At 68.9% G+C, this 21211-nt stretch carries 19 protein-coding genes and 1 pseudogene; 3 read left to right on the top strand and 17 right to left on the bottom strand.

The window, feature by feature from the left end; genetic code table 11:
• From aroB to G3T37_RS02510, 10 genes are all read right to left on the bottom strand, one after another.
• Entirely contained in the window at window positions 1-1077 is a 1077-nt protein-coding gene (aroB, locus tag G3T37_RS02465) for a 3-dehydroquinate synthase (protein ID WP_163471888.1), read from the bottom strand.
• A complete protein-coding gene (locus tag G3T37_RS02470) occupies window positions 1070-1570 on the bottom strand; it encodes a shikimate kinase (RefSeq protein WP_163471889.1) in 501 nt (166 codons plus the stop codon). The genes aroB and G3T37_RS02470 overlap by 8 nt, the downstream gene beginning before the upstream one ends.
• A 10-nt stretch (window positions 1571-1580) precedes the next feature.
• Window positions 1581-2792, bottom strand: a complete 1212-nt coding sequence (aroC, locus tag G3T37_RS02475) for a chorismate synthase (protein WP_163471890.1) — start codon at window positions 2790-2792, stop codon at window positions 1581-1583.
• 22 nt (window positions 2793-2814) lie between these two features.
• Window positions 2815-3678, bottom strand: a complete 864-nt coding sequence (locus G3T37_RS02480) for a shikimate dehydrogenase (RefSeq protein ID WP_163471891.1) — start codon at window positions 3676-3678, stop codon at window positions 2815-2817.
• Window positions 3675-4952 (bottom strand): endolytic transglycosylase MltG, encoded by a 1278-nt coding sequence (mltG, locus tag G3T37_RS02485; protein WP_163471892.1) that lies wholly within the window; start codon window positions 4950-4952, stop codon window positions 3675-3677. The genes G3T37_RS02480 and mltG overlap by 4 nt, the downstream gene beginning before the upstream one ends.
• A 48-nt stretch (window positions 4953-5000) precedes the next feature.
• Entirely contained in the window at window positions 5001-5474 is a 474-nt protein-coding gene (gene ruvX, locus G3T37_RS02490) for a Holliday junction resolvase RuvX (protein ID WP_163471893.1), read from the bottom strand.
• A 5-nt stretch (window positions 5475-5479) separates the two neighbouring features.
• Window positions 5480-8134: an alanine--tRNA ligase gene (alaS, locus tag G3T37_RS02495; RefSeq protein ID WP_163471894.1), complete on the bottom strand. Its 2655-nt coding sequence runs from the start codon at window positions 8132-8134 to the stop codon at window positions 5480-5482.
• Between the two features lie 54 nt (window positions 8135-8188).
• The gene (locus G3T37_RS02500) at window positions 8189-8416 is read right to left on the bottom strand and encodes a hypothetical protein (protein ID WP_163471895.1); all 228 of its coding nucleotides are present in this window, start codon (window positions 8414-8416) and stop codon (window positions 8189-8191) included.
• A 189-nt stretch (window positions 8417-8605) separates the two neighbouring features.
• Window positions 8606-9235, bottom strand: a complete 630-nt coding sequence (rpsD, locus tag G3T37_RS02505) for a 30S ribosomal protein S4 (RefSeq protein ID WP_163471896.1) — start codon at window positions 9233-9235, stop codon at window positions 8606-8608.
• A 245-nt stretch (window positions 9236-9480) separates the two neighbouring features.
• Window positions 9481-10863, bottom strand: a complete 1383-nt coding sequence (locus G3T37_RS02510) for a replication-associated recombination protein A (protein ID WP_163471897.1) — start codon at window positions 10861-10863, stop codon at window positions 9481-9483.
• Between the two features lie 125 nt (window positions 10864-10988).
• Between G3T37_RS02510 and G3T37_RS02515 the strand changes: the two genes are divergently transcribed.
• The 3 genes and pseudogenes from G3T37_RS02515 to G3T37_RS14740 form a co-directional block, all read left to right on the top strand.
• Window positions 10989-11243 carry a dioxygenase gene (locus tag G3T37_RS02515; protein ID WP_163471898.1) on the top strand — a complete coding sequence of 85 codons (255 nt, stop codon included), beginning with the start codon at window positions 10989-10991 and terminating at the stop codon, window positions 11241-11243.
• 110 nt (window positions 11244-11353) lie between these two features.
• Complete coding sequence (locus tag G3T37_RS02520; RefSeq protein ID WP_163471899.1) at window positions 11354-12583, top strand: DUF349 domain-containing protein; 1230 nt, start codon at window positions 11354-11356, stop codon at window positions 12581-12583.
• Between the two features lie 104 nt (window positions 12584-12687).
• Window positions 12688-13065, top strand: a pseudogene (locus G3T37_RS14740) (type IV toxin-antitoxin system AbiEi family antitoxin); the annotation flags it as partial.
• 186 nt (window positions 13066-13251) lie between these two features.
• Here the strand turns inward: G3T37_RS14740 and G3T37_RS02530 are convergent.
• From G3T37_RS02530 to ruvC, 7 genes are all read right to left on the bottom strand, one after another.
• A complete protein-coding gene (locus tag G3T37_RS02530) occupies window positions 13252-15501 on the bottom strand; it encodes a RelA/SpoT family protein (protein ID WP_163471901.1) in 2250 nt (749 codons plus the stop codon).
• 83 nt (window positions 15502-15584) lie between these two features.
• A complete protein-coding gene (gene secF / locus G3T37_RS02535; protein ID WP_163471902.1) occupies window positions 15585-16580 on the bottom strand; it encodes a protein translocase subunit SecF in 996 nt (331 codons plus the stop codon).
• A complete protein-coding gene (gene secD / locus G3T37_RS02540; RefSeq protein ID WP_163471903.1) occupies window positions 16580-18286 on the bottom strand; it encodes a protein translocase subunit SecD in 1707 nt (568 codons plus the stop codon). Before secD ends, secF begins: the two co-directional genes overlap by 1 nt.
• A 95-nt stretch (window positions 18287-18381) precedes the next feature.
• The gene (locus G3T37_RS02545; RefSeq protein WP_163471904.1) at window positions 18382-18837 is read right to left on the bottom strand and encodes a preprotein translocase subunit YajC; all 456 of its coding nucleotides are present in this window, start codon (window positions 18835-18837) and stop codon (window positions 18382-18384) included.
• Window positions 18838-18941: 104 nt separating this feature from the next.
• Window positions 18942-19991, bottom strand: coding sequence for a Holliday junction branch migration DNA helicase RuvB (ruvB, locus tag G3T37_RS02550; protein ID WP_163471905.1), 1050 nt, complete (start codon window positions 19989-19991; stop codon window positions 18942-18944).
• Complete coding sequence (ruvA, locus tag G3T37_RS02555; protein WP_163471906.1) at window positions 19988-20620, bottom strand: Holliday junction branch migration protein RuvA; 633 nt, start codon at window positions 20618-20620, stop codon at window positions 19988-19990. Before ruvA ends, ruvB begins: the two co-directional genes overlap by 4 nt.
• Window positions 20617-21210 (bottom strand): crossover junction endodeoxyribonuclease RuvC, encoded by a 594-nt coding sequence (gene ruvC / locus G3T37_RS02560; protein ID WP_163471907.1) that lies wholly within the window; start codon window positions 21208-21210, stop codon window positions 20617-20619. Before ruvC ends, ruvA begins: the two co-directional genes overlap by 4 nt.
• Window position 21211: the final 1 nt, after the last annotated feature.

The raw sequence follows: 21211 nt of genomic DNA on the forward strand, positions 1-21211 counted from the left end.
TCAGACCCCGATCTCCTGGTAGGCGGCGAAGAGGAGGGATTCGTCCGGAGCGGTGAGGACCGCGGGCTTCGCGATGTCGTCGAGCACGATGAAGCGCAGGTGGCCGGCACGGGCCTTCTTGTCGCGCTGCATGGTGGCGAGCAGGGTCTGCCAGCGACCCACCGGATACGTCGTCGGAAGCGTGAGCGATTCGAGGATCCGACGGTGCCGGTCGACGGCCTCGTCGCTCAGCGATCCGGTGAGGCGCGAGAGTTCCGCCGCGAAGACCATGCCGACCGCCACGGCGGCCCCGTGCCGCCAGTTGTATCGCTCGGCGTGTTCGATCGCGTGGCCGAGGGTGTGCCCGTAATTCAGGAACTCGCGGCCGCCCGCCTCGCGGAAGTCATCGCTGACGACGCGAGCCTTCATCGCGATGGCGAGCTCGACGAGCCGCCGGAACTCGGGGGTCGTCGGATCGGTCGCGCGCGCGACGTCGGCCTCGTAGATGTCGAGGATCTCAGGGACCGCGATGAACCCGGCCTTCACGATCTCCGCGGATCCCGCGAGGATCTCGTTGGCACCCAGGGTGGACAGCAGGTCGAGGTCGACGAGCACCGCGGAGGGGGCCCAGAACGCACCGACGAGGTTCTTGCCCTCGGCGGTGTTGATGCCCGTCTTGCCGCCGACCGCGGCATCGACCATTCCCAGCACCGTCGTCGGGATCTGAACGACGGGAACGCCCCGCAACCAGGTCGCGGCGACGAAGCCCGCCAGGTCGGTCGTCGCGCCGCCGCCCAGCCCCACCACGACATCGGTGCGCGTGAAGTCGGTCTGGCCCATGATCTGCCAGCAGAACGCCGCAACCTCGACCCGCTTGGCGGCCTCCGCGTCGGGAACCTCGGCCAACAGCACCTCGTATCGCCCGAGCAGCGCCTCCCGCACCTCGTTCGCCTTCGCGCCGAGCGTCGGAGCGTGGATGATCAGCACCTTCGTCGCCTTCGGGCCGATCCGGTCGGCGAGCTCGCCGATCACCCCGTTGCCGACGAGGATGTCGTAGGGCGAGTCGCCCGTGACGCTGATCACGGTCGTGTCAGTCATGCGTGATGTCTCCCTCGGCCCACGTCGCGATGTCGCGGGCGATGTCGTCGAGTGGTCGGTCGGAGGTGTCCCAGCTGGCATCGGCGAGGCGCTCATAGATGGGTCGGCGCGCGTCGACGAGAGCGCGCCAGGCGTCGAGCCCGCCCGCGAGCAGCGGCCGCTTGGTACCGCCGATCCGGGGCGCCACGGCCTCGGGACTCACCGTGATGAGCGCGACACGATGGGCGGCGAGGTCGCGTTGGGTGTCCTTATCGAGGATCGCTCCCCCGCCGAGGGCGACCACCGCGCGCTCGGCGAGCGCGGCACGCACGGCCGAGCGTTCCAGCGCCCGGAAGTGCGGTTCGCCGTGCTCGGCGAAGAGCGCGGCGATGGGGCCGTGCTCCGCGACGACGAGCTTGTCGGTGTCGAGGAACGGGAGTTCGAGGAGGCGGGCCACACGCTTGCCCAGGCGGGTCTTGCCCGAGCCGGGCGGACCGATGAGGACGAGGTTCACGGCGCAGGGACTACTGCGCGTCAGCGACGACGTCGCTGCCGGTGGCGAGACGGGCCGGGATGGCGTCGAGGTAGGCCCGCAGGTTGCGACGCGTCTCCCCGACCGAATCCCCGCCGAACTTCTCGAGCATCGAGTTCGCGAGCACCAGCGCGACCATCGCCTCCGCGACCACTCCCGCGGCGGGAACCGCGCAGACGTCGGATCGCTGGTGGTGGGCCTCCGCGGCGGCACCGGTCGCGATGTCGACGGTGCGAAGCGCGTGCGGCACGGTCGCGATGGGTTTCATCCCCGCGCGGACGCGCAGAACCGTGCCCGTGCTCATGCCGCCCTCGGTTCCCCCTGCCTTGTCGCTGAGGCGGGAGATGACACTTCCGTCGGTGACGAGTTCGTCGTGAGCCTGCGAACCGCGGCGCGTCGTGGTGAGGAAGCCGTCGCCGACCTCGACGCCCTTGATCGCCTGGATGCCCATGAGGGCGCCCGCGAGTTGAGAGTCGAGGCGACGGTCCCAGTGCACGTAGGATCCGAGCCCCGGCGGCACTCCGTAGGCGAGCACCTCGACGACTCCGCCGAGCGTGTCGCCGTCCTCGTGCGCGGCATCGACCTCGGCGACCATGGCGGCGCTCGTCACCGCGTCGAAGCAGCGCAGCGGATCCGCGTCGAGCGCGTCGACGTCGTCCGGGTGCGGTACCGCGCTGCCCTCCCGCACGCGCACGGCGCCGATGGACAGCGTGTGACTCACGAGCCTGACGCCGAGCTCGGCGAGGAAGGCCCGTGCGACGGCACCGAGCGCGACACGCGCCGCGGTCTCGCGGGCGCTCGCTCGCTCGAGCACGTTGCGCGCCTCCTCGAAGTCGTACTTCTGCATGCCCACGAGATCGGCGTGACCGGGGCGAGGCCGCGTGAGGGCGGCTCCCCTGCCCTTCGGCAGGCTCTCGAGGTCGACCGGTTCGGCGCTCATCACGTCCACCCAGCGCGGCCACTCGGTGTTGCCGATGCGGATCGCCACGGGGCTCCCCATGCTCGCGCCGAAGCGCACGCCTCCCGACAGAGTGAGGGCATCCTCCTCGAATTTCATGCGCGCGCCCCGGCCGTAGCCGAGCTTGCGCCGCGCGAGGTCGGCACGGATTCCGTCGAGACTGATCGGCACGCCGGCCGGGAGCCCCTCGAGAATGGCCACCAGTTCGGGGCCGTGCGACTCACCTGCGGTCAACCATCGAAGCATAGGAACAATCCTCCCACAGGGGTCACGGCGCGACGGCCGCGCGCATCGCGGCGAGCACCGTCGACTCACCCTCGAGCTCCCGATCGGGATCGCCGTTCACGAAGATGCGCAACTGCGCGAGGGCCTGATGAACGAGCATGTCGAGCCCGCGGATGACCGTGCCCCCCGCGTCGCGCCACGAGACCGCGAGCGCGCTCGGCCACGGCTCGTAGGCCACATCGAACAGCACGGCCGAGGCGCGGACCGCCCGCGAGAACGCGACCGGGAGGGGTACCCCGCCGGGGAGAGTGCTGATCACGGCGTCGGGCACCGCGAGGACGCGGCTCTGCTCGGTCCAGTCCCGCACCGTGACCGCGACGCCGAGCTGCTCGCCGACCTGGATGAGGTCTTCGGCGCGTGCGGGGGTGCGCACCGAGACGACCGCGCGGGATGCACCGAGCCCCGCGACCGCGGCGAGAGCCGAGGCGGCCGTCGCGCCCCCACCGATGAGGTGAACGGTGCCGAGCGAGGTGACCCCCGCATCCCGGAAGGCCTGGTCGATGCCGCGCACGTCGGTGTTGTAGCCACGCCGGGTGCGTTCCGCGCCGGTGCCCGCCAACAGCACCGTGTTCGCCCCGCCGGTGAGCCGTGCGATCGGATCCGCCCAGTCGAGGAGCGGGAGCACGTCTCGCTTCAAGGGCATGGTGAGAGACAACCCCCGCCACTCCTCGCCGAGCGCGTCGAGAAAGGCCGGGAGCGCCGGTCCGACGAGATCGATCGCGTCGTAGCTCCAGTCGAGTCCGAGCACGCCGTAGGCGGCGCGGTGCAGGGCCGGTGACTTGGAGTGACCGATCGGTGAGCCGAGCACCGCGCAGCGCACGCGACCGGGGCGGGGTGTCGTCGTCACTTGTCGTAGTTAGGGTGGGCGCGCAGCCACGCCTGCCACTGGAGCACGGCGGCGTTGTGCTGCGCGAGGGTGGTGGAGAAGACCGTCTGCCCGGTGTAGCCGTTGACCAGGACGAAGTACAACCAGGGACCGGCCGCCGGGTGCAGTGCGGCCGCGATGGCCGCGTCTCCGGGCGCCGCGATCGGTCCGATCGGCAGGCCGACGTGAACGTAGGTGTTGTACTTGTTGGCCGCGTCCGCCCGCTGAGCGTCGGTCGTGCTGATCCTGCTGCTGCCGGCCCCGTAGCTCACCGTGGCATCGGACTGCAGCAGCATGCCCTTGTCGAGGCGGTTCTGGAAGACGCGCGCGACCTTGTAGAAGTCCTTGGTGCTGCCGCCCTCCTTCTGGATGATCGAGGCCAGCGTCAGCACGTGCAGTCGGTTCGAGGCCGCGACTCCCGCGGCGTCGAGCGACTGGTTCATCCGGTCGACGAGCCGCTGCAGGATCTGCCGGGCCGAGAGGCCGGGATCGAACTCGTAGGTCGCGGGGAACAGGAATCCCTCGAGGCTCGGCGCCGACTTCGGCACTCCCAGCGCGGTGTAGTTCTTCGCCGCCGCCTGGAAGTCGCTGAGCGGCACGCCCGTTCCGCTCGAGAGCCGAGCGAGCATCTGCTTCAGGGTGTAGCCCTCGGGGAGGACGACCTTCGAGATCACCCTGTTCTTCGGATCGGTGAGCACGGCGAGAGCCGCCTTCGCGCTCATCTGCTTCTGCAGCTTGTAGGTCCCCGGCTCGAAGGTCGCCGGGGTCTTCAACAACAGCTGGTAGAAGGCGTCGTAGCTCTTGGTGACGCCCGCCTTGTAGAGGCTCGTCGCGATGTCGCTGCCCACCTGACCGCTCACGATCGTGATCGAGGCGGGCTGGCCGTCGCCCGTGCCCGTGTAGTCGTTCGGACCACCCCAGCCCATCACCTTGATGATCTGCGTGGAGTACTGCGACCAGACGTAGCCGCCGCCCCCGGCGAGGAGGGCGAGCACGACGAGGACGGCGACGAGCGCGCCCCAGCGGCGCCGGCGGCGCGGCGGCGGGGGCGGGGAGCCGTTCATCCGCTCCCGTTCGGCCTCCTCGAAGCGCCGGCGATCGCGACGGGACAGGTGCTGCAGATCGGGTGCCGGTTCGAGTCGTCGGGCGGCGGCGGGTGCCTCGTGGCCGGGAGGAGTGGGCGACGTCGCTCCGGTGGGCGTGGTGCCCTGATCCGGGCCGAAGAGGTCTTCCCAGCTGGGCTCGTCAGGCAGCACGTCGGCCCTTCGTAGTCGGGGAGAGTCGGGCCGCACTGCGTCGTGCCGTCACGCTTCAGGACCCTCCGGATGATCGGTCTCGACGGCGACGCCCGGCGGGGTTCCCGCGGAGCGCTCGAGGTCGAGCGCGTGCTGCACGATTATAACGGCGGCGACCTGGTCGATCACCGAGCGCGACTGCTTGGACGAGCGGCCGGACGACCGCAGCGCCGCCTGAGCCGACACCGTCGTGAGGCGTTCATCGACGAGGCGCACGGGAACGGCGGCGCGGGCGGCGACCCGCGCCGCGAAGCCGGTCGCGTCGTCGGTCGACGCGGTGCGCGCCCCGGAGAGCGCGAGCGGCAGCCCGACGATGATCTCGATCGCCTCGAGTTCCGCCGCGATCGCCAGCACCCGGTCGACGTCGCCATCGCCGCGCCGAACCGTCTCGACCGGAGTCGCGAGCAGACCGTGAGCATCACTGCGTGCAACGCCGATGCGGACGGTACCGACATCGACGCCGATGCGGACTCCGGTTCGCACGCCGGCTACGCCTGAACGCTCTGGCGGATCGCCTCGAGCGCGGCCGGAATGGCGGAGACGTCGGCGCCGCCGCCCTGGGCGAGGTCGTCCTTGCCGCCGCCGCCCCCGCCGAGAACTCCGGCGGCCAGGCGCGCGAGGGCGCCCGCCTTCTGACCTGCGGCACGTGCGGCGTCGTTCGTCGCGACGATGACGGCGGGCTTGCCGGCGACGGACGCGGCGAGGGCGACCACGGCGGCGGCACTCCCGAGGCGCTCACGCACGCTCGTCGCGAGCGAGCGCAGGTCATCCGTCGAGGCCAGTTCGCCAAGGTGTTCGGCGACGAGCTGCACCGCGCCGAGCTGCACGGCGGAGGCTGCGATGGCAGGCACGCGCGCCGAACGCTCGCTCGCCTCGAAGGCGGCGATCCGCTTCTCGGCGGCCTTGAGGCTCGCGACGAGCTCGGAGACGCGTTCGGGCAGCTGTTCCCGCGGGGTCTTCAGCGAGGAGGTCAGGGTGGAGACGATCGCGCGCTCGGCCGCGAGATCCTTGAAGGCGTCGATGCCGACGAGCGACTCGATCCGCCGGTTGCTCGACCCGACCGACGACTCGCTGATGAGGTTGATGAGTCCGACCTCGGATGACCGACGCACGTGCGTGCCCGCGCAGAGTTCGCGCGACCACGGTCCGCCGATGTCGACGACGCGCACCTCGTTGCCGTACTTCTCGCCGAACAGGGCCATCGCGCCGAGCGCCTTCGCCTCCTCGAGCGGCAGGATTCGGGTCGTCACCTCGAGGTTGTCACGCACCGCGTTGTTGGCGATGTCCTCGATCTCACTCCGGGTCGCGGGCGACAGCGGCTGGTTCCAGTTGAAGTCGAGCCGCATGTAGCCCGCCTTGTTGTAGGAGCCGGACTGGTGTGCCTCGGAGCCGAGGGTCTGGCGCAGTGCCGCGTGGATGAGGTGCGTCGCCGAGTGCGCCTGAGCGGCCGCGTGGCGCCAGACCGGGTCGACGATCGACGTCGCCGCATCGCCGACCCCGACCTCGCCGGATCGCACCTGAACACGGTGGGAGATGAGGCCCTTGACCGGCTTCTGCACGTCGAGCACCTCGAGATCGAACCCGGCGCCCACGATCGCGCCCGCGTCGGCCTCCTGCCCGCCCGACTCCGCGTAGAGAGCCGTCTCGGCCAGGATCACCTCCGCGATGTCGCCGACGACGGCGCGGTCGACCGACTCGCCCCCGACGATGATGCCCAGGATGGTGCTCTCGGTCGTGAGCAGCTCGTAGCCGGTGAACACCGTCTCACCGAGCGCGCGGAAGTCGCTGTAGACCGAGAGATCGGCGAGGGCGGTCTTCTTCGCCTTCGCATCGGCCTTCGCCTTGGAGCGCTGCTCGGCCATGAGCGCATCGAACGCCGCGCGGTCGACCGACAGGCCGGCCTCCTCAGCGACCTCGAGCGTGAGGTCGATCGGGAACCCGAAAGTGTCGTGCAACAGGAACGCCGTGTCGCCGGGCAGCTGAGTGGCGCCCTGCTTCGCGGTCTTGTCGACGGCGAGGTCGAGGATGCTCGTCCCCGCCGCGAGCGTGCGCAGGAAGGTCTCCTCCTCCCCCAGTGCGAGCCGTGAGATGCGGTCCCAGTTCTGCTCCACCTCCGGGTAGGCGGACTTCATCGCGTCTCGCGAGGCGGGGAACAGCTCCGCGAACGTCGGCTCCTCAACTCCGAGCAGTCGCATCGCCCGAACCGAGCGCCGCAGCAGCCGGCGCAGGATGTAACCGCGACCCTCGTTGCTCGGGCTCACGCCGTCCGACATGAGCATGAGCGAGGAGCGCACGTGGTCGGCGATGACGCGCATGCGCACGTCGTCGTCGTGCACGGCACCGTAGCGGCGCCCGGAGAGCTCGGCCGCGCGGTCGAGGACGGGCCGCACCTGGTCGATCTCGTACATGTTCTCGACCCCCTGGGTGAGGAACGCGACGCGCTCCATGCCCATGCCGGTGTCGATGTTCTTCTTCGGCAGCTCGCCGAGGATCTCGAAGTCCTTGCCGGAGCCCTCGCCGCGGAGGTACTGCATGAACACGAGGTTCCAGATCTCCACGTAGCGGTCGTCGTCGGTGGCCGGTCCCCCGTCACGACCGTAGGCGGGTCCGCGGTCGAAGAAGATCTCGCTGCAGGGACCGGCGGGGCCGGGCTGACCGGTCGACCAGTAGTTCGTGTCCTTGTCGAGACGCTGGATGCGCTCGTCGGGCAGACCGGCCGTCTTCTTCCAGAAGCCGATCGCCTCGTCGTCGTCCTTGTAGACGGTCACCCAGAGGTCGTGCGGCTCGAAGCCGAGTCCACCATCGGACTGCGACGTGGTGAGCAGCTCCCAGGCGTACTCGATCGCCTGCTCTTTGAAGTAGTCCCCGAAGGAGAAGTTGCCATTCATCTGGAAGAAGGTGCCGTGCCGCGGCGTCTTGCCCACCTCCTCGATGTCGAGGGTGCGGATGCACTTCTGCACGCTCGTCGCGCGCGGGAACGGCGGCGGCACGAGGCCGGTCAGGTACGGCACGAAGGGGACCATGCCGGCGACGGTGAACAGCAGCGTCGGGTCGTCGCTCACGAGCGAGGCGGAGGGCACCACGGTGTGGCCCCGCTCGCCGAAGAAGGTGAGCCAGCGGTTCTGAATGTCTGCGGTCTGCATGGGGTCCTGTGGTCTGAGGGCAGGGTGCTGCCCCGCGGTGATGAAGGGAGAGGTCTACTTCGCGCGCTTGGCGAGGTCGGCGATGGCGCTCTCGGCCTCGGCGACCGCACCGCGCAGCTCCGCCTCCCGAGACTTGTAGCCGTCGAGAAGGGCCGCACCGAACTGACGCGCCTTGCTGTCCACACCCTCGAAGAATCGTGAGCCCTCGGGCGTCTTCGCGACCTGATGGGCGATGGCGAATCCGGCTCCGATGCCGATGACGAACCACAGGAACTTCTTCATGAGGCGTCTCCTCTTCGATCGTGGGTGGATGCCCTCAAGCTTAGTTGGGCACGCCTGCGGCTCGCGCGGCGGGGCGTGGGCCGTCGGCGGCGTGCAGCCGGCCCGCGAGCGCCTCGCGCCCGGTCATCCGGCCCTTAACGCAGGGAATGCGGGCCGACCGAAGTCGACCCGCATTCCCTTGAGGTGCGACTAGCGCGCCGCGTAGTACTCGACGACGAGCTGCACTTCACAGGTCACGGGGACCTCGGCACGCTTCGGACGGCGCACGAGGCGGGCCTGGAGCTTGTCGAGCTCGACCTCGAGGTAGGCCGGCGTCTTGGGGAGCACGTCGACGTGACCGCCGGCGGCGGCGACCTGGAACGGCTCGGTGCCCTCGCTGCGCGCCTTGACGTGGATGAGCTGGCCCGGCTTCACGCGGAAGGAGGGGCGGTCGACGGTCTGGCCGTCGACGAGGATGTGACGGTGCACGACCATCTGACGCGCCTGCGCCGTGGTGCGGGCGAAGCCGGCACGGAGCACGAGGGCATCGAGACGCATCTCGAGCAGCTCGACCAGGTTCTCACCGGTCAGGCCCGCGGCGCGACGCGCCTCCTGGAACGCGATCTTCAGCTGCGCCTCGCGGATGCCGTACTGGGCGCGGAGACGCTGCTTCTCGCGCAGACGGACGGCGTAGTCGCTGTCGGCCTTGCGCTTGGTGCGCCCGTGCTCGCCGGGAGCGTAGGGGCGCTTCTCGAGGTACTTGACCGCCTTCGGCGTGAGGGCGATGCCCAGCGCACGGGAGAGGCGGGTCTTGCTGCGGGTGCGTGACTTGGTAGACACTTCAGGCCCTGTCTTTCTGGATTCGTGTCTTTCGACGTGTGGAGTGTGAACCCGGGCGACACGCTGCGCCGCGCGGGCACGAGGTCAACGGCCACGCGGAGGTCGTCCGGTGAAAGTGGAGGGATTCGCCGCGGAACCCGGTCGGCTAAAGACCCGTGGTTCCTTCTTCTCGTCCGGGGCAGCAGCCATGCGCGATGGACGAGCGTTAGGCAGCGACAAGACTAGCACGCGCCCGGACCGGCCCGCTATTTGCCGCGGATGATCTTCCGCAGCTTCTCCCAGCGGGCGCGCACATCCCGCTCGTTGCCGTGCTCGGTGGGCTGGTAGTACGACACGCCGCGGAGCTCGTCCGGCAGGTACTGCTGTTCGACCACGCCCAGCTCGGAGTCGTGCGAGTACCGGTAGCCCTTGCCGTGGCCGAGTCGCTTCGCCCCCGGGTAGTGCGCGTCACGCAGGTGGGTGGGGACGCGCCCGATCCGCCCGGCGCGCACATCGGCGATCGCCGCGTCCAGTGCCAGGTACGACGCGTTCGACTTCGGGGCGGTCGCGAGGTACACCACGGCCTCCGCGAGCGGGATCCGGCCCTCGGGCATGCCCACGTACTGCACGGCGTCCGCCGCGGCGACCGCGATCAGGAGCGCTTGCGGGTCGGCCATTCCGATGTCTTCGGCGGCGCTGATCATGACGCGCCGCGAGATGAAACGCGGGTCTTCGCCCGCTTCGATCATCCGTGCGAGGTAGTGCAGGGCCGCGTCGACGTCCGATCCACGCACCGACTTGATGAACGCGCTGATGACGTCGTAGTGCTCATCGCCCTGCCGGTCGTAGCGGAGGAGTGCCCGATCGACGGCGGTCGCCACGATGTCGTCGGTGATGAGCGGGCGCCGATCCTCTTCATCCTGCTCGTCGTCCGCGGGCTGTGAGGCGTCGCCGGAGGTCACGGGCGCGGCGGTGGCCGACGCGGAGAGCGCCGCCGCTTCGAGCGCGGTGAGGGCGCGCCGCGCATCCCCCGACGACAGGCGGATGAGCGCGGACCGCGCCTCGTCACTGAGGCGCACTCGACCCCCGAGTCCCCGCGGATCGCTCACCGCCCGATCGATGACGACACCGAGGTCGTCGTCGCTCAGCTGCTCGAGCGTCAGGAGCAGCGACCGGGAGAGAAGCGGTGAGATGACCGAGAACGACGGATTCTCGGTGGTGGCCGCGATGAGGATCACCCAGCCGTTCTCGACCCCCGGCAACAGCGCATCCTGCTGGGCCTTCGAGAAGCGATGGATCTCGTCGAGGAACAGCACGGTCGTCGTTCCGTACAGGTCGCGGTTGGAGAGCGCCTGCTCCATGACCTGCCGCACGTCGCGCACGCCCGCGTTGACGGCGGAGAGCTCGACGAAGTTGCGGCCGGAACTGTGGGCGATCGCCTGAGCCAGAGTCGTCTTGCCGGTACCGGGCGGACCCCACAGGATGACCGATACCGAGGCCTGCTCCCCCGAGGCATCGCTCGCGAGACTGACCAGTGGCGAACCGGGGCCGAGGAGATGCCGCTGCCCCGCGACCTCGTCGAGGCTCGTCGGCCTCATCCGCACCGCGAGCGGCGCCTGTCCGCCGCGCAGTCCTTGGCGGGTGTCCATAGCCGCAATGCTAACCGGGGGCGCCGACAGCGTGCTGCGGGCGGCGTGGTGGGACGGTTTGGATCGCCCTCCGCGCGCCCCGTAAAGTTCAGGGGGGCATCCCCGCGACACACACCGGAGGACACGTGGCACCGAGCAAGAACCAGGAGCGCGAAGCGCGCGAGGCACGCGAGCGCCTGCGCAAGTACAACGCGCGCCAGGGCGTTCACGCGCACCAGGTGGCTCGTCGGCGACGGGACAACATTCTGGGCCTTGCTGGCCTGCTCGTGGTCGCCGCCCTCGCTACCGGTACCCAGCTGTACTACTTCACGGCCGGCCCTGGCATGCCGAAGCCGGCGCCATCCTCCTCCCCCTCGCCCACCGCGACGCCGACCCCGTAGAACTCTCGACCTCCACGGCGCGTGCAATAGGCTGGATGCCGGTCGGAGAGTGTCGGCCATCTCGCGGGCCGGTACCGGCCTCCCGCACATCACAGGCAAGGTGAAGCAACGTGGCAACAGACGATCAGGCTCCCTGGGGGCGTGTCGACGAGACGGGCACCGTCTTCGTTCGCGACGCAACCGGCGAACGGGCCGTCGGCCAGTATCCCGACGGCACCCCCGAGGAGGCGCTCGCCTACTTCGAACGCAAATTCACGGAGCTTGCCGGCCAAGTGACGCTGCTCGAGCAGCGCGCCAAGCGCGGTGCACCCGCAGCCGACATCGCGAAGACCGTGCAGTCGCTCATGACGACCGTCGCCACGGCGAACGCGGTGGGCAACCTCGCCGCCTTGACGACCCGCCTCGAGGCCCTCGGCGGCACGGTGACCGAACTGACCGAGAAGCAGAGCGAAGAGGCCAAGGCCGCGGTCGCGTCGGCGCTCGCCGAGCGGGAGGCGCTCGTCGTCGAGGCCGAGAAGCTCGCGGCGGCCGATCCGGCGAAGGCCCAGTGGAAGCAGGTGGGCGCGGCCATCGACGACATCTTCGCCCGCTGGCAGAAGCACCAGCAGGACGGACCGCGGCTGCCGAAGACCGAGAGCAACGAGCTCTGGAAGCGGTTCCGTGCCGCGCGAGCGACGATCGACCAGCACCGCAAGGCCTTCTTCGCCGAGCTCGACAACTCGCACAAAGACGCCCGGGCCCGCAAGCAGGAGCTCGTCGGCAAGGCCGAGGCCCTCGTCGCGAAGGGCGCGGACGCGATTCCCGCCTATCGCGCGCTCCTCGATGACTGGAAGCTCTCCGGGCGCGCCGGCAAGAAGCTCGACGACGCGCTCTGGGCGAAGTTCAAGGCGGCGGGCGACGCGATCTACGCCGCGAAGTCCGAGGTCGATGCCCGCGAGAACGTGGAGTTCGAGGGAAACCTCGAGGCCAAGCTCGCGCTGCTCGCCGAGGCCGAGCCACTGCTCACCGAGACCGACCGTACCCGGGCGAAGGAGACCCTGCTGGGGATCCAGCGGCGCTGGGACGCCATCGGCAAGGTTCCGCGCGACAAGGTCAAGACCGTCGAGGATCGCCTGCGTCGCGTCGAGGCGGCCGTCAAGAAGCTCGACGAGGAGCACTGGCAGCGCAACAACCCCGAGAAGCAGGCGCGCTCCCAGGGGCTCGCGAGCCAGTTGCACGACGCGATCGAGCGTCTGGAACGGGAGCTCGCCGAGGCGCAGGCCACGGGCGACGCGAAGAAGGTCAAGGATGCCCAGGAGGCGCTCGACGCCCGGAAGATCTGGCTCGACGCTCTTCGCTGACGCTCACGGCAGGCTCTCCTCCGCTGCGACGAGCTCGTGGAACTTCTCCACAGTCCGCGGTCTCGCACGCCCGCGCTAACGGCACGGCGACGAGACTCGTCGTCATGGCCCGTCTATCGCCCCTGCTGAGCACCCGGGAATTTCCCGTGGCCGAACTCGCCGCCCTCCGGCTGGACGGAGAGGGTTACCCGGTCGACGAGTGCGTCGCCCCCCTCGACGAGGTGCCGAGCGCGCACCAGCGCGCACTCGCTCTCACCGGGCATCTGCCCGCTCGATCGATCGCGGAGCTCGACACCGCGGCGTGGGTCTGGGGCGCCCTCCCGGATCCCCCGCCCGTGCACACCGTCTGCCTGGACATCGAGGCTCGGGCCCGCATCGCGCCGTCGCATCGCCTCCGCGTTCGCGAGGTGGTGCTCGATACGGCGGACGTGTGCCGAGTGGGCCTCCTCGCCCTCACCAGTCCGCTCCGCACCGCGGTCGACCTCGCGCGCATTCGAACCTGCTGGGATCGATCCGACCACGAAATGCTGCGAGCCCTCATGAGCATCGGGCGATTCGACGCCGAAGAGTTCGCGGCGATGCTCACTCGCCGACGCAACCTCCCGCGAAAGCGCGAGGCTCTCCAGCGGCTCGCTCTGGTCGGTTCCGCCGACGGTACCGCGGGCCGCTCAGCCCTGACTGACCCGGTAGACGTCGTACACGGCATCGATGCGGCGCACCGCGTTGAGAACCCGGTCGAGGTGCGTCGTGTCGCCCATCTCGAACACGAAGCGGCTGAGCGCCAGTCGATCGCGTGACGTCGACACGGTCGCCGACAGGATGTTGACGTGATTCTCGCTGAGGACCCGCGTGACGTCCGACAACAGACCGGAGCGGTCGAGCGCCTCCACCTGAATCTGCACGAGGAACACGCTCTTCGAGGAGGGAGCCCACTCCACATCGATCATGCGCTCCGGCTCGCTCAGCAACGACTGCACGTTGTGGCAATCGGCGCGATGCACCGACACACCCGCCCCCCTGGTGACGAACCCGACGATCGCATCACCGGGAACCGGAGTGCAGCACTTGGCGAGCTTCACCAGGATGTCCGGGGCACCCCGCACGAGCACTCCCGAATCGCTGTGCCGGATCTCGCGCGACCGCTGGCTGGGAGCGAAGACGAATTCGGTGTCCTCCGCCTCGGCCTCCGACTGGAGTGAGGCGACGACTTTCTCGATCACCGACTGTGTCGAGACGTGGCCCTCGCCGACGGCGGCGTAGAGCGCGGAGACGTCCTCGTAGCGCATCTGGGCCGCCACCTCGGCGAAGGAGTCCTGGCTCATCAGCTTCTGCAGGGGAAGGTTCTGCTTGCGCATGGCGCGCGCGATCGCATCCTTGCCCTGCTCGATCGCCTCTTCGCGTCGCTCGGTCTTGAACCACTGACGGATCTTGTTCCGCGCCCGGGGGCTTTTGACGAAACTGAGCCAGTCCTGGCTCGGGGCCGCGTCGGGGTTCTTCGACGTGAACACCTCGACCGAGTCACCGCTGACCAGCTCGCTCTCGAGGGGCACGAGCCGGCCGTTGACCTTGGCGCCCATCGTTCGGTGCCCGACCTCGGTGTGCACCGCGTAGGCGAAGTCGACGGGCGTCGCGCCCGCGGGCAGCCCGATGACCTTGCCCTGCGGAGTGAAGACGTAGACCTCCTTCGCGCCGATCTCGAAGCGCAGCGAGTCGAGGAACTCGCTCGGGTCGCTCGTCTCCGCCTGCCAGTCGGAGATGTGCGCGAGCCACGCCATCTCCGCGTCCTTCTGGGGCGCCGCGGTGTCGTTCTTTCCGCCGTTGACGCGCTCTTTGTACTTCCAGTGCGCGGCGACGCCGAACTCCGCACGGCGGTGCATCTCGGGGGTGCGGATCTGGATCTCGACGGCGCGACCCTGAGGACCGATCACCGTCGTGTGCAGCGACTGGTAGAGGTTGAACTTGGGGGTCGCGATGTAGTCCTTGAATCGCCCCGGGATCGGTGTCCAGCGGGCGTGGATCGAGCCGAGCACGGCGTAGCAGTCGCGCACCGAGTTGACCAGAACGCGAATGCCGACGAGGTCGTAGATCTCGTCGAAGTCGCGACCGCGCACGATCATCTTCTGATAGATCGAGTAGTACTGCTTCGGCCGACCGACCACGGTCCCCTTGATCTTTGCCGATTTGAGGTCGTCGGTGACCGCCTCGATCACCTGCTGCACGAACTCCTCGCGCTGCGGTGTGCGTTGCTTCACGAGGCTTTCGATCTCGACGTACAGCTTCGGATACAGCACCGAGAAGCTGAGGTCTTCCAACTCCCACTTGATGGTCTGGATGCCCAGCCGGTGTGCGAGCGGTGCGTAGATCTCGAGCGTCTCCTGCGCCTTGCGCGTCGCGGATGCTTCCTCGACGAAACCCCAGGTGCGCGCGTTGTGCAGCCGGTCCGCGAGTTTGATCACGAGGACGCGGATGTCCTTGGACATCGCGACCACCATCTTGCGCACGGTCTCGGCCTGAGCGCTGTCGCCGTACTTCAGCTTGTCGAGCTTGGTGACCCCGTCGACGAGCATCGCGACTTCGTCGCCGAAGTCGCGGCGCAGCATGTCGAGGGTGTAGTCGGTGTCCTCGACCGTGTCATGCAGGAGGGCGGCCGCGAGGGTCTTCGTTCCGATTCCGAGGTCGGCGAGGATCTGGGCGACAGCGACCGGGTGCGTGATGTAAGGCTCGCCGCTCTTGCGCTTCTGACCCGCGTGCGCCTTCTCCGCCACGGCATACGCACGCTCGATGAGCGCAATGTCTGCCTTGGGATGGTGCAGGCGCACGGTCTTGATCAGTGTGTCGACGGCGCCGGACGGCTGCGCACGAGAAAAGATGCGCGGAATCAGCGCCCGCCGCGAGGGCGTCGATGTGTCCGCGCTCATCTCGCCTCCTCTATCAGCCAATTGTAGGCGCGCACACGCCAGCTCGCCGTGGCGTGGTCAGAGGCACAGGAGGGCAAGACCGCCTACCGCACCGCGCCGGAGGTCGTGCGGGCGACAGTGGTCTTCGTCGTGTGCGTCTTGATGTCTTTCTCGCCCTCTCGCAGCTTGGAGTAGAGCGGGGCCGCGATGAAGATCGTCGAGTACGTGCCGGCCAGAATTCCGACGAAGAGGGCGAGCGAGATGTCGCGGAGGGTGCCCGCTCCCAGCAGCAGTGCGCCGATGAAGAGGATCGCTCCGACCGGCAGCAGCGCGACGACCGAGGTGTTGATCGAGCGCACGAGCGTCTGATTGACCGCCAGATTGACGGTTTCGGCGAAGGTGCGGACCGAGCCGACGTCTTCGCTCGTGTTCTCGCGGATCTTGTCGAAGACGACGACGGTGTCGTACAGCGAGTAACCGAGGATCGTCAGGAAGCCGATGACCGCGGCCGGTGTGACCTCGAACCCGAGGATGGCGTATACCCCCGCGGTGATCACGAGGTCGTGGATGAGCGCAACGAGCGCCGCCACCGACATCTTCCAGGTGCGGAAGTAGAGGGCCATCACGAGCGCCGCGAGGACGAGGAACACCACGAGAGCGCGAACCGCCTGGCCGGTGATGTCCGCGCCCCAGCTCGCGCCGATGAAGGACGAGGTGATGCTCTTCTCCGGGTTGGCGACGTGATAGGCCTTCGCGAGGGCAGCCGTGACCTGGTCCGTCTGGGCTGTCGTGAGTTGTGGCGTCTGCACCCGGACCGAGTTGCCGCCGACGATCGCGACGGTGGGCGTCGAGTTCGGCACGACACTGTTGTAGGCCTGAGTGCCCGGCACGGTGCTCGGATTGGATCCGACGTTCGAGACGGTGAACTCCGACCCGCCGCGGAACTCGATGCCGAAGTTGAAGCCCTTGACCAGCGGAACGATGATCGCGATCGCCACGAACACGAAGGCGATCGTGAACCAGATCTTCCGACGACCGACGATGTTGAACGACCGTGCGCCGGTGTACAGGTCGTTACCGAACTTGGAGAAGCTCGCCATCAGGAGTCCTTTCCTGCTGCGCGTTTCGCCTCGGCGTCTGCCGCCTTGCGCTCCGCGATGGTCTGTCGACGCTGGGCTTCACGCGAAGCGCCCGCCGTCTTGCCGGTTGCGACGGCGGGGCTACGGAACTGGGCACGGCCGCGATAGACCGCACCGAGTGCGTTCGGGTCGAGCCCCGAGAAGCGGTGACCCTCTGAGAAGAAGCGCGTGCGTGCGATGAGTTGCATCACGGGGTGGGTGAAGAGCGAGACGACGATGACGTCGATGATCGTGGTGAGTCCGAGCGTGAGCGCGAATCCGCGAACGTTTCCGACCGCGAGGAGGAACAGCACCAGAGCAGCGAGGAAGTTGACCGTGTCCGACGCCAGCACGGTTCGAATGGCGCGCTTCCACCCCGCCTCGACCGCCGACTCGAGGGCGCGCCCGTCGCGCAATTCGTCACGGATCCGCTCGAAGTAGACGATGAACGAGTCCGCGGTGATGCCGATCGCGACGATCAGGCCGGCGACACCCGCGAGGGAGAGTCGGTAGCCCTGCTGCCACGACAGGTAGGTCACGAAGAGGTAGGTGATGATCGCGGCGATGACGAGGGACCCCACGGTCACGATCGCGAGCACTCGATACTGCAGCAGTGAGTACAGCACGACCAGGATGAGCCCGATGAGACCGGCCAGCAGCCCGCTCAGAAGTGACGAGGTGCCGAGGGTGGCCGAGATCTGATCGACGCTCTGCGTGGTGAAGTTGATCGGGAGTGCGCCGAACTTGAGCTGGTCGGCGAGAGTCTTCGACGACTGCTGGGTGAAGGATCCCGTGATCTGCGGCGCCTTGGTCACGCCCTGGACGACCGGGGCCGTGATGACCCGCCCATCGAGGACGACAGCGAACTGATTGCGCGGACTCTCGAGGCCGATGAGCCGGGTCGACACCGCCTCGAACTTGGTACCGCCGTTGCCGCTGAAGGTGATGTTGACGGCCCACTGCCCGGTGGTCGCGCCCTGGCTGGTGACGACCTGCGAGCTCGAGGCGTTGGTGATGTCGGTGCCCGACACCTCCACCGGGCCGAGGATGTACTTGTAGACACCGTCGGCGTCACAGGCGATCAGCGGCTGGTTGTCTGGGGCCAGGTTCGCGTTGGCCGCCGCCGTGCTCTTGCAGTCGTAGGTGGCGAACTGCTGCTGGAGCGCGGGCGTGACGTAGGCGAGGTCGCTGGCGTTCGTCGGCTTCGTCGACGGCGTGGACTGCGGCGCGGGAGTCGCGCTGGGGCTCGCACTCGGGCTCGCGGAGTTCGACGTGCTCGAGCTCGCCGCATCCGTCACGAGAACGGCGCGGAAGGTGAGCTTGGCCGCCTTCGTGATGCGGGATTTCGTCTGCTCGTCGAGAGTTCCCGGGATCGACACGACGACCTGCTCGTTGCCGTTGCTGCCCTGCGTGTTGATCTCGGACTCGCTCACACCTGCCGCGTCGATGCGCTCACGGATGATCGCCACAGCCTGCGTCAACTGATCCGAGGTGACCTGCTGACCGCTGGCGAGCTCCGGCTGGAGGATGATCTGGGTGCCGCCCTCGAGGTCGAGCGCGAGCTTCGGGACGAGTTCGTCCTTCTGGAAGATCGCACCGTAGGCATTGAGGCCGACGAGAGCGACGATGATGACAGCGAGCCACGCCAGGGAGCGCCATGCCTTCTTGGCCGGAGTGGTTCTTGCCACCAGGGAAACTCAGCTTTCTGTCGGCGCACCGTCGCCATCGGGCGGACGGACGAGGAAGTCGGCGGGCTTACGCCGGCCGCAGACCAGATTAGTGGTTAGTCGGTCGACTTCTTGGTGGCGCGACGCGCCGGCTTCTCGGTGTCGGTCGTCGTGCGCTCACCGAACTGGGGCTCGTCCTGCGCCTCCAGCTGCTTCGCCGAATCGGCCTCGCGCTCCGCGGCCTCGCGGTTGGCGCGCTCCATGGCCTCCTCGACCGAACGCGGAGCGTCCGAGTCGATCTCGTCCGGCGTCACGACCTTGGAGAGGGTCTGACGGTGCACCTTGACGATCGTGCCGGGCGTCACCTCGACCTCGGCGACATTGGTGACCTCGTCCACGGAGACGAGGGTGCCGAAGAGACCGAAGTTGGTCATGATCTCGGCGCCGGGCACCATTTGCTTCTTCTGCTCCTCGAGCATGGCCTTGCGCTTGCGGCTGTTACGGAACATCACGAACACCAGCCCCACTGCGACGACGATGAGGATGATGTTGAAAACGGTGTTCTGGTCCATGGAAACCTTCCGGGGAGTCTTGGGGGCCGGGTCAGTCTAGAGGGACTGCCACAGGGGCCACCTGTGAATTATAGGTCACCCCTGCGCGGCCACCCGGACCGGGCTCAGCCGAGCTCGCTGTCGAAGAGGGTCTCGGCGCCCGCGCGGGCGATGCCGAAGTGCTCCCAGGCGCGCTTCGTCGCGACGCGACCGCGCGGCGTGCGGATGAGGAGACCGATCCGCACGAGGAACGGCTCGACGACCGACTCGATCGTCTCCGCCTCCTCGCCCACCGAGACCGCGAGGGTGCTGAGCCCGACCGGCCCGCCGTCGAATCGGTTCAGGATGATCTCCATCACCGCACGGTCGAGCCGGTCCAGGCCCAGCGCGTCCACGTCATAGAGCTCGAGTGCCGCGTGCACCGCGTCGAGGCCGGAGACCCGGTCGTGCACGAGCGAGTAGTCCCGAACTCGCCGCAGCAGGCGGTTCGCGATGCGCGGCGTGCCCCGGCAGCGCCCCGCGATCTCGGCGAGCGCTCGGCCGTCGATGTCGAGACCCAGCAGGAGCGAAGCACGATGCAGCACCTGCTCCAATTCCGACTCGTCATAGAACTCGAGGTGCGCCGTGAAACCGAAACGGTCTCGCAGGGGGTTCGGCAGCAGCCCGGATCGGGTCGTCGCTCCCACGAGGGTGAACGGAGCGAGGTCGAGCGGGATCGACGTCGCTCCCGCCCCCTTCCCGACCATGATGTCGATGCGGAAGTCCTCCATCGCGAGGTACAGCATCTCTTCGGCCGAACGCGCCATGCGATGGATCTCGTCGATGAAGAGCACCTCGCCCGGCGTCAACGACGACAGCAGTGCGGCGAGATCTCCGGCGTGCTGGATGGCCGGTCCGCTGGACATGCGCAACGGTCGATCGCTCTCGTGGGCGACGATCATCGCGAGGGTCGTCTTGCCGAGACCGGGCGGCCCCGCGAGCAGGATGTGGTCGGGCGTGCGGTTCTGGATCGCAGCCGCGCGCAGGAGCAACTGCAACTGTCCCCGCACCTTGCTCTGGCCCACGAACTCGCCGAGCGATCTCGGGCGCAGCGCACCCTCGAAGGCGAGTTCCGCCTCCGATTCGGGCAAGGGCCGGAGCACCGGTTCACCGGCGAACGACACGTCCTCGCTCATTCGCGACCAGCTCCCCCCGCGGCCGGCTGCGGCTGCGCGGGTCCGAGCCGGGTGAGCGCGAGGCGCAGGAGTGCGGGGACGGCACCGCGCTCGGCCTCGGTCGCACCGGCGACGGCCTCCTCGACGGCTGCAACCGCGGCGCGTTCGTTCCAGCCCAGGCCGACAAGGGCGGCGAGGACGCTGTCGCTCACCGAGCCCGTCGCCGCGGCGGTTCGGCCCACCGCGGGAGCGATGGCGAGCTTCCCGGCCAGCGACAGGATGATCAGCTTCGCCGTCTTCGGCCCGATGCCGCTGACCTTCCGGAACGCTCCGTCGTCGTCCGTCGCGATCGCCTGCGCGATCTGGCCGGGGTTCATCGCGGCGAGCACACCCATCGCGGACTTCGGGCCGACCCCCGTCACGCCCCGCAGCGCGTCGAACACCGTGAGCTCGTCGGCGTCGGTGAAGCCGAAGAGACTCAGGTCGTCTTCGCGCACGATGAGGGCCGTCCGCAGGCGCGCTTCCGCTCCGACCCGCAGTGCGAGCGCATGCTGCGGGGTGATCTGCACGGAGAGCCCCACTCCCCCGACCTCGATGACCGCGGTCGTTCCCGCGACGGCCAACACGGTGCCGCGCAGAGAAGAGATCATGGAGCCAGCCTACGAGGGGCCACCGACTTCTCGGCCTCGCGCCACGCCCGCTGCGCGGGGGTGAGCACCGTCTCCGGTGAGGCATCGGGCCGCGATGTCGAGGAGGCGGGAGGGCCGGTGCGCCACGCGTGGCAGAGGGCGAGCGCCAGGGCGTCGGAGGCGTCCGCGGGCGTGGGCGGAGCATCCAATCCCAGAACCCGCTGCACCATCGCGGCGACCTGTCGCTTGTCGGCGGCGCCGTATCCGGTCACCGCCGCCTTCACCTCGCTCGGGGTGTGCAGCCCGACGGGGAGTCCGCGCGCCGCGGCCGCGTGCATGGCGACGCCGCTGGCCTGCGCGGTGCCCATCACGGTGCGCACATTGTGCTGTGCGAAGACCCGCTCGAGGGCGACCGCCCGCGGTTCGAACTCGTCGAGAAGAGCCGCGATCCCCGTGCCGATGGCGAGCAAGCGCTCCTCGAGAGCGAGCTCGGGCGGGGTGCGGATGACGCTCACGTGCACGAGACGCGCCGACCGGTTCGGCTGCACGTCGACGATGCCGACACCGCACCGGGTCAGTCCGGGGTCGATCCCGAGCACCCGGAGCGCCACC

The sequence above is a fragment of the Galbitalea soli genome, assembly GCF_010686725.1.
Lineage (GTDB): Bacteria > Actinomycetota > Actinomycetes > Actinomycetales > Microbacteriaceae > Galbitalea > Galbitalea soli.